The following is a 10,315-nucleotide window of genomic DNA, read 5'->3' as shown; positions in this document are numbered from 1 at the left end:
ATCGGTAAAACTCCTCGTCGAAGTCAGGGAGGGTTCGCGGGCGCCGTGCTCAGGCGCGGCCGAATTCCTTCTGCAGAATCTCGTACAGCTCGTCCTTGGTGGCCGAGGCGATGTCCTCCCCGGCGGCGGCCTGGTCGTGGCTTTCCTTCCAGCGAGCAAGCAGGTTCTGCAGCCGGGCGGTGATCTCGGTGCTCTCCGGTCCGCTGACGGCGGAGGCGAACAAGGCGGATTCGAGCCGGTCCAGCTCGGCGCCGAGCCGGTTTCCCGCGGAGTCGTCCCCGACCAGTTCGCCCAGCAGGTACCCGGAAACCGCGCTCGGCGTCGGGTAGTCGAACACCACCGTGGCCGGGACCCGGATCCCGGTCGCCGTGCCCAGCGCGTTCCGGAATTCCACCGCGGTCAGCGAGTCGAAGCCGAGATCGCCGAACGCGCGCTCCGGTTCGACGCGGTCCGCCGACGGATAGCCGAGCACCTTCGCGGTCTTTTCCCGCACCAGAGCGAGCAGGACGTCGAGCCGGTCGCCGGCGGGCATTCCGGCGAGCCGGTCCCGCAACGAAGATTCGTCGGCGACCTCGGTCCGGGTCTCCTCCGCCGCCCGGCGGAACTCGGCCAGATCGCTGAACTGCGGATTGGGCCCGGCCGCGATCAACGCGGGAGTCAGGAGCTCCCAGTCGATGTCCGCGACCGTCACCGAGGCCGTTCCCCGTGCCACCGCGCGTTCCAACGCCGTGATGGCCAGCTCCGGCGACATCGGCGGTACCCCGCCGCGCCGCAGCCGGTCGGTCACGGCGTCGCTGCCCGCGGCCATGCCGCCGTCCGCCCAGGGGCCCCAGGCGACCGCGGTCGCGGCCAACCCCAGCGCCCGCCGCTGCTCGGCGAGCGCGTCCAGGTAAGCGTTCGCCGCCGCGTAGTTGGCCTGCCCGGCGCTGCCCACCACGCCGACGATCGAGGAGAACATCACGAACATCCCCAGCTCGCGGTCCCGGGTGAGTTCGTGCAGGTTCAGCGCGGCGTCCGCCTTCGGGCGCAAGACCGTGCCGAGCCGTTCCGGGGCAAGGGATTCCAGCACCCCGTCGTCGAGGACGCCCGCCGCGTGCACGACGCCGGTCAGCGGGAACTCGCCGGGAATCCCGGCCAGCAACGCTGCCAGCGCCTCGCGGTCGGCGGCGTCGCACGCGGCGACCGTCACCCGGGCGCCCAGCTCGTTCAGTTCGGCTTCCAGCTCGGCGATCCCGGCGGCCTCGCGGCCCCGGCGGCTGGTCAGCACCAGGTGTTCGGCACCCCGGCGGGCCAGCCACCGCGCGATGCGAGCCCCGAGCGCCCCAGTGCCGCCGGTGATCAGCACGGTGCCCGGGCCGGGAGTCCACTCGACAGCGGCGTCGTCCGGTCGTGCGCGCCGCAGCCTGCGAACGAACACCCCGGAGTCACGGACCGCCAGCTGATTCTCGTCACCGGCCCCAGCCACAACGTCAACGAGACGGGCGACCGCGCGGGCGTCGACTGTCTCCGGCAGGTCCACGAGACCGCCCCAGCGTTCCGCGTGTTCCAGCGCCACCACCCGGCCGAGGCCCCAGACCTGCGCCTGGACCGGGTTGCTCAGCCGGTCCGGCCCGCCGACGACCACGGCGTCCCGGGTGACACTCCAGATCCGTGGCTCGCCCGCGATCTTCCCGGCGGCCTGCGCCAGCCCCAAGGTCGCGGCGAGACCGTCCGGCACCGACGGCAACCCCGGCTGCGGGGTTTCATCGAGGGCCAGCAGGGAAACGATGCCGCTCACCGGAGTGTCGGCGGCCGATTCGGTCAGCCTGGCCGCGATTGTCTCGCGGTCGTCGCCACCGGATAACGTCAGCGTGCGCACCTGCGCGCCGCGGCCGGTCAGTTCCTTGCCCAAGGTGTCCGGCCAGTCGTCGGCGGGCAGCCTCGATGGCAGTACCACGAGCCAGGTCCCGGTCAGCGGCTTCACCGGCAGCTCGCTCGCGGGCTTCCAGGTCACCTCGTACCGCCACTGGTCGAGGGTCGACTGCGTGCGATGCCGCTGGTGCCAGGACGACAACGCGGGCAGCAAGGCGGTCAGCGACTCCTGCTCGGGAGCGCCGTCGATCGCCAGTACCGACGAGACCGCAGCGGCGTCCTGGCGTTCGACTGCCGTCCAGAAGCTGCTTTCCACCGTGTCCACGGCGTCGGGAGCCTGCTCGGGAGGTTCCAGCCAGTAGCGTTGCCGCTGGAAGGCATAGGTGGGCAGGTCGATTCGGCGCGCGCCCGTGCCCTCGAAGTACTGTTTCCAGTCCACGGTGGCACCGTTCGCGTGCAGCGTGGCGACAGCCTCGACCACGGACTGGGCTTCAGGGCGGTCTTTCCGCACCGCCGCGACCACCGTGGCGTCGGCGTCGAGAGATTCGTCGATCATCGGGACCAACGCGCTCGACGGTCCTACCTCCAGGAACCTGTTCGCTCCCTTGGCTTCCAGCGCGCGTACGCCGTCGCAGAACCGCACCGTGTCCCGCACATGCCGCACCCAGTAATCCGCCGAAAACTCCTCGACCAGCTCGCCAGTCAGATTCGACACGACCGGGATTCGCGGCTTGCCGAACTCGATCCCTTCAGCCACCGCGCGAAACTCGTTCAGCATCCCGTCCATCAGGTGCGAATGGAACGCGTGGCTCACCCGCAACCGCTTAGTCCGCAGCCCCTTCGACTCCCACCGCGACACCGCCTCCTCGTCGCCAGAGAGCACGACCGAACGCGGACCATTCACCGCCGCGACAGACACACCGGACTCAAGCTCGATCTCATCCTCGGACGCCTGCACCGCCACCATCACGCCACCAGCGGGCAACGCCTGCATCAACCGACCCCGCGCCGCCACCAACCGCGCCGCATCTCCCAGCGACAGCACACCAGCAACGTGCGCCGCAGCGAGTTCGCCAATCGAATGCCCGCCCACGAAATCCGGCGTAACACCCCAAGACTCCAGCAGGCGGAACAACGCCACCTCAAACGCGAACAGCCCCGGCTGAGCGAACTCCGTCCGATCCACCAACCCCGGATCGTCGCCCCACACCACATCCCGCACCGGTGAAGCGAGATGCTGGTCCAGCTCCGCGCACACCTCGTCGAAAGCCTGCGCGAACACCGGGAAAGCGTCGACCAGCTCCCGACCCATCCCGGCCCGCTGAGAACCCTGACCAGAGAACAAAAACGCCGTCCGACCCTTGGCCGCGACTCCCACGGAACCGCGGCCCTCGCCTAATTCGGCAACACCCGCCAGCAACTCGTCCCGGCTGGTGCCCACCACCGCCGCCCGGCACTCCAACGCCGCCCGGGTGGTCGCCAGCGACCAGCCCACATCCACCGCCGAAGCATCGTCCACACTGGACACCAACCGACGCGCCTGCTCCCGCAGTGCCTCCGGGTTCTTGGCCGACAGCACCCACGGCACCACACTCAACTCGCGGCCGCGCTCCGCAGGAGGCTCCTCCGGAACCTGCTCCACGATCACGTGCGCATTAGTCCCGCTGATCCCGAACGAGGACACCCCCGCCCGACGAGGACGCTCCGAAGACGGCCACGGCATCGCCTCGGACAACAGCTCGACCGCACCAGCCGACCAGTCCACATTGGACGACGGAGCATCGATGTGCAGGCTCTTCGGCAACATCCCGTGCCGCATCGCCAGCACCATCTTCATCACACCAGCCACGCCAGCCGCCGCCTGGGTGTGCCCGATGTTCGATTTGATCGACCCCAGCCGCAGCGGCTGCTCCCGGTCCTGCCCGTACGTCGCCAGAATCGCCTGCGCCTCAATAGGATCACCGAGCCGGGTCCCAGTCCCGTGCGCCTCGACCACGTCCACATCGGACGATCCGAGACCGGCGCTCGCCAGCGCCGCCCGAATCACCCGCTGCTGCGACGGACCGTTCGGAGCCGTCAAACCATTCGACGCACCGTCCTGGTTCACCGCGGAACCACGCACTATCGCGAGCACCGGATGCCCGTTCCGCCGAGCGTCGGAAAGCCGCTCCACCAAAAGCAGCCCGACCCCCTCGCCCCAGCCGGTGCCGTCAGCGCCTTCAGCGAAGGACTTGCACCGGCCGTCCGAAGCCAGCCCGCCCTGCCGCGCGAACTCGACAAAGGTGTAAGGCGTCGACATCACCGTGACGCCACCGGCCAACGCCAGCGAACACTCTCCGCGTCGCAACGACTGTGCCGCCAAATGCAACGCCACCAACGAAGACGAACAAGCCGTGTCCACGGTCACCGCGGGACCCTCGAACCCGAAGGCATACGCGACGCGCCCGGAGATGACGCTCGGGGAGTTGCCGGTCAGCAGATGTCCCGCGACATCGTCTTGGTGCAGTTCGCCCGTCGTTTCGTAGCCCTGGTAGGTCGCCCCGACGAACACCCCGGTGTCGCTGCCCGCGAGGGAGGTCGGATCGAACCCGCCGCGTTCGAGCGCCTCCCAGCCGGTCTCCAGCAACAGCCGTTGTTGCGGATCGGTCGCCAGTGCCTCGCGCGGCGAGATGCCGAAGAACGCCGGGTCGAACTGACCGGCTTCGTGCAGGAAGCCGCCCTGGTCGGTGTAGCTGGTCCCGGGACGGACCCCCTCGGGGTCGTAAAGACCGGCGACGTTCCAGCCGCGGTCGAGCGGGAAGCCGGACACCGCGTCGCCGCCCGAGGCGACGAGGTCCCACAGTTCCTCCGGGGAGCGGACGCCGCCGGCGTAGCGGCAGCTCATGCCCACGATCGCGATGGGCTCGCGGTCCTTCTCCTCGGCCTCGCGCAGCTGATCGCGAGCCTCGTGCAGTTCGGCGATGGACCGCTTCAGATACTCGCGGAGCTTGTCTTCGGCCGACATGAGGCCGTCACCTCCCTTTGCCAGGAATCGACAGGAATCGAAAGGTCCCCTCGCGGACAACTCATCTGCCGGAGCCGCCGTCGACCAGTGCGAAGAGTTCGTCGTCCGTCGCTTCCTCCAGCCTTTCCGCCAGCGAGCCGGCGTCCGGATCCGCTTGCGCGCCGGACAGTTTCGCCAGCAGCGCGGTCAATCGCGTCGTCACCTGGGACCGGCCGGCGCCGTCGTCCCCGGCGACCGTCAGGAGGGTGTTTTCCAGCCGGTCCAGTTCTTGCAGGGCGGCGCCGAGCGCGTTCCGCTCCTGCGCCTCAGTCAACTCGGTGCGCAGGTATCGGGCCAGAACGGACGGCTTCGGATAGTCGAACACCAACGTCACCGGCAGCCGCAGCCCGCTGGCCGCGCTCAACCGGTTGCGGAGTTCGACGGCGGTCAGCGAATCCAGGCCCAGCTCCTGGAACGCCCTGGTGTCGTCGATCGGGTCCGCCGGGTCGTAGCCGAGCACCGCCGCGGTGTGCGTTGCCACCAAAGCGATCAGCAGCGCCTCTTGTTCTTCCGCGGACCGGCCGGCCAGGCGCTGCCGCAGATCCGCTTCGGCGGCACCGGCCCCCGGCGCGGTTCGCACCGGGCCGCGGACCAGCCCGCGCAGCATCGCCGGAAGCGTGCCCGAGCCCGCCTGTGCCCGCAGTCGCGCGGGTTCCAGCGCGGCCGGGACCAGCACCGCCGAACCGGCCGTGAGCCCGGTGTCGAACAGCGCCAATCCCTCGGCCAGGGACAGTGGATCGACCTGGGCACGGGACACGTCGGCTTCGCCGTCCGTCTGGTTCCACGGTCCCCAGGCCAGCGACACCGCCGGGAGGCCCGCCGCCCGGCGGGACTGGGCGAGCGCGTCCAGGAACGCGTTCGCGGCCGCGTGGTTGGCCTGCCCCGGTCCGCCGAGCACACCGGCGGCCGAGGAGAAAAGCACGAAGCAGCCCAGTTTCCGGTCGCGGGTGAGTTCATGCAGGTTCAGCGCGGTGTCGATCTTCGGGCCCAGCACCGCGTCGAGACGGTCCGGGGTCAGCGAGCCGAGCACCCCGTCGTCGAGCACGCCCGCGGTGTGCACGATGCCGGTCAGCGGATGCTCGTCCGGGATCTTCTCCAGCACGTTCGCGAGTGCGTGCCGGTCGGTGGTGTCGCAGGCGGCGATCGTCACCGTGGCACCGGATTCGGCTAGTTCGTCGGCCAGTTCCTTGGCACCTGGCGCATCGGTGCCCTGCCTGCTGAGCAGCAGCAGATGCCGGATCTCGTGCTGGGCCGCCAAATGCCGCGCCACCGCGCTGCCCGAAGCTCCCGTGCCGCCAGTGACGAGCACGGTGCCCTCCGGCGCGAAACCGGTGTTTCCCGAGGCCGCGGATGCCCGTTCCAGCCTCGGCACTCGCACGACGCCGTCCCGCAACGCGAGCTGCGGCTCGTCAAGAGCCAGCGCGGCAGGCAGCAGGTCGAGGGAGCTGACCTGGTCGTCGAGGTCCAGCAGGGTGAATCGGTCCGGATGCTCGGCCTGTGCGGAGCGCACCAAGCCCCAGACCGCCGCTCCGGCGAGATCGTCCACTCCCGCGTCCGTCTCGACAGCGACCGCACCCCGCGTCACCACGACAAGACGCGAGGCCGCGAGCCGTTCTTCGGCCAGCCAGGACTGGAGAACCGCGAGGACAGCCGCGGTGGCCGCACTCGCCGTGGCACCCGGCGAGGATTCGACGAACACCACTTCCGGCGGCTCGGCCTCCGCGATCGAGGCCAGGTCGCGGTACCGCTCGGCGTCGAGCCCGTCGAGCAGACCGCAATCAGGACCGGACACCGCCCACCGCGGCCTTCCCGGATCCGGCGCGGCTGACACCTCTGTCCACTTGAGACTGAACAGCGAACTGTCGCCGTCCGGACGCGCGGCCCGCAGTGCCTCCGCGGAGATCGGACGCGAGGTCAGCGACCGCACCGTGGCCACCGGTGCGCCGCTGTCGTCGGCGAGCTCGACCGACACCTCGTCCTGCCCGGTCTTGGCGATCCGCACCCGAAGTGCGGACGCACCCGTCGCGTACCGGATAATCCCGCTCCAGGCAAAGGGAATCAACGTCTGCTCGGACTCGCCGACGAGGGCAGTCACGTGCAGGGCGGCGTCGAGCAGCGCGGGATGCAGGCCGAAGGATTTCGCTTCCACCCCTTCAGGTGCGCGGACCTCCGCGAACAGTTCGTCCTCGCGCCGCCAGGCCGCCGTCAGCCCCTGGAAGGCGGGACCGTAGTCGAGCCCCGCGTCAGACAGCCGCTGGTAGGCGTCCCCGACGTCGAGCGGAGTGGCGTTCGCCGGTGGCCAGGCACCAACGCCCGCCGCCGGTTCCGGAGCGCTCGCGGTCAGCACCCCGGTGGCGTGCCGTGTCCAGTTCGCGCCGAGTTCGCCGTCTGCCTGCGCTGAATGCACGCCGACCGGCCGACGACCCGCTTCCTCCGCACCGACCACCACCTGGATCCGCACCCCGCCGCGCTCCGGCAGTACCAGCGGCGCCTCTAGGACGAGTTCCTCCAGCACTCCGCCGCCGACCCGGTCACCGGCGCAGGCCGCCAGCTCGACCAGCACCGTCCCCGGCACCGCCGTGCTGCCGAGCACCACGTGGTCGGCCAGCCACGGCTGGGTTTCCGCGGACAGCCGTCCGGTGAAGACGGTTTCCTCCGACTCCGGGAGCCGCACGGCCGCGCCCAGCAACGGGTGCTCCGCCGGAACCAGGCCGAACGGACGCACATCGCCGGCCGCACCGGTCGCCCGCGGCCAGTACCGACGGCGCTGGAAGGCGTAGGTCGGCAAGTCGACCCGCCGCGCACCGGTTCCGGCGAAGAACTGGTGCCAGTCCACCGGGGTGCCGTTCTGGTGGAGCGCAGCGACCGCCTCGACCGCTGCCTGGGTTTCGGACCGGTCCTTCCGCATCGCCGTGACCAGGGCAGCGTCCGCGGTCAGGCACTCCTGGACCATCGGGGTCAGTGCGCTGGTGGGGCCGATCTCCAAGAATTTGGCGGCTCCCTTGGCTTCCAGCGCCCGGACTCCGTCGCAGAACCGCACCGTGGCCCGCACATGCCGCACCCAGTAATCCGCCGAAAACTCCGACACCAGCTCACCAGTCAGATTCGACACGACCGGAATCCGCGGCTTACCGAACTCGATTCCCTCAGCCACCGCGCGAAACTCGTCCAGCATCCCGTCCATCAGATGCGAATGAAACGCGTGACTCACCCGCAACCGCTTGACCCGGCGGCCCTCCCACTGCGCGACGACCGCCGAGACCGCCTCCTCGTCACCGGAGAGCACCACCGAACTCGGCCCGTTCACCGCCGCGATCGACACGCCCGGGCCCGGCTGCACCTCGTCCTCAGACGCCTGCACCGCCACCATCACGCCACCAGCGGGCAACGCCTGCATCAACCGACCCCGCGCCGCCACCAACCGCGCCGCATCTCCCAGCGACAACACACCAGCCACATGCGCCGCAGCCAGCTCACCAATCGAATGCCCACCCACGAAATCCGGCGTGACACCCCAAGACTCGAACAATCGGAACAACGCCACCTCGAACGCAAAAAGCCCAGGCTGCGCCACTCCAGTCTCGTCGACCAGAGCCGGATCGTCGCCCCACAGCGCCTCTCGCACCGGCGAAGCAAGATGCCGATCCAGTTCGTCGCAGACCTCAGCGAAAACCCGCGCGAACACCGGGAAAGACCGCGAAAGCTCCCGCCCCATCCCAGCCCGCTGAGAACCCTGACCAGAGAACAGAACCGCCGTCCGCCCCCGCGTCGCCACTGTTCCCCCGGACACCGCGGACAGCGCAGTCAGCAGCCCGGCCCGGTCGCCAGCCACCACCGCGGCCCGGCGCTCCAACGCCGATCGACCAATCGCCAGCGAAAACGCCACGTCCACCGGCCGCAGCTCCGGCCGCGCACGAACGTGCTCCGCGAGCCGTTCCGCCTGTTCCCGCAACGCGGCGTCGTTCTTCGCGGACAACACCCACGGCACCACGTCCATCGCCCGGCCCGGCTCCCCGGCCTCCGGCGCCGGAGGCTGCTCCACGATCACGTGCGCGTTGGTCCCGCCGACTCCGAACGCCGACACCGCCGCCCGGCGCGGACGCTCCGCCTCCGGCCAGGAAACCGCCTCGGTCAGCAGCCGGACCGTGCCCGCCGACCAATCCACTTTGGACGATGGAGCATCGATGTTCAGGCTCTTCGGCAACATCCCGTGCCGCAGCGCGAGAACCATCTTGATCACGCCCGCCGCCCCGGCCGCGGACTGGGTGTGCCCGATGTTGGACTTCACCGAGCCCAGCCACAACGGCTGCTCCCGGTCTTTCCCGTAGGTCGCGAGCAAGGCCTGCGCCTCGATCGGATCACCCAGCTTCGTGCCGGTGCCGTGTGCCTCGACAGCGTCCACATCGGACAATTCGAGGCCAGCGTTCTCCAGCGCCGCCCGGATCACTCGCTGCTGCGAAGGACCGTTCGGAGCCGTCAGCCCATTCGAAGCGCCATCCTGGTTCACTGCGGAACCCCGCACCACGGCGAGCACTTCGTGCCCGTTGCGCTGTGCGTCCGACAACCGCTCGACCAGCAACAGGCCCGCTCCGTCGGAGAACCCGGTGCCGTCCGCAGCCTCGGCGAACGGTTTGCACCGGCCGTCCTGAGCCAGACCGCGCTGCCGGGAGAACTCCACGAACGCAGCGGGAGTCGAGATCACCGTCGCCCCGCCAGCCAGCGCCAGCGAGCATTCGCCGGACCGCAGCGACCGCACCGCCAGATGCAACGCCACCAGAGAAGACGAACAAGCCGTGTCCACGGTGACCGCCGGGCCTTCGAACCCGTACACGTACGACAACCGCCCGGAGGAGACCGCGCCCGAACTGCCGGTCAGCACATGGCCGTCAGCCTCCGAGTTCCCGGCGAACCCGTTGTCGTAGCCGGAGTGCCCGGCACCGATGAACACTCCGGTCGTGCTGCCCCGCAACGACTCCGGCGCGATCCCCGCCCGCTCGAACACCTCCCACGACGTCTCCAGCAGCAACCGCTGCTGCGGATCCATCGCCAGTGCCTCGCGCGGGCTGATCCCGAAGAACCCGGCGTCGAACTCGGTGGCGCCGTCGACGAAGCCGCCGGTGCGGACGTAGGACTTCCCGGAGCGGTCCGGGTCCGGATCGTAAAGCTCCTCGACGTCCCAGCCGCGATCGTCCGGGAACCCGGTGAGCGCGTCCCGGCCCTCGCGCAGCAACGCCCAGAATTCCTCCGGGGTCCGCGCGCCGGGAAGGCGGCAGCCGAGCCCGACGATGGCGATCGGTTCGTGCTCGCTTTCGCGCAGCTCGCGCAGCTGCCGGCGAGTGTCGTGGAGATCCGCGGCCACTCGCTTGAGGTACTCGCGGAGTTTGCCGTCATTCGACATGGAACCCTGCCTTGTCCGGGGTC

At 70.0% G+C, this 10,315-nt stretch carries 2 protein-coding genes; both read right to left on the bottom strand.

Features of this window, described 5'->3' with window-relative positions; all coding sequences use genetic code 11:
• Nucleotides 1–49: 49 nt before the first annotated feature.
• Nucleotides 50–4,855: a type I polyketide synthase gene (locus ACWGIC_RS13175; RefSeq protein WP_452076136.1), complete on the bottom strand. Its 4,806-nt coding sequence runs from the start codon at nt 4,853–4,855 to the stop codon at nt 50–52.
• 61 nt (nt 4,856–4,916) lie between these two features.
• Complete coding sequence (locus ACWGIC_RS13170; protein WP_452076135.1) at nt 4,917–10,292, bottom strand: SDR family NAD(P)-dependent oxidoreductase; 5,376 nt, start codon at nt 10,290–10,292, stop codon at nt 4,917–4,919.
• Nucleotides 10,293–10,315: the final 23 nt, after the last annotated feature.

This window comes from Amycolatopsis sp. NPDC054798, assembly GCF_053611505.1.
The sequence above is the reverse complement of the archived record's forward strand: the minus strand, read 5'-3'. Positions and strand labels throughout refer to the sequence as shown.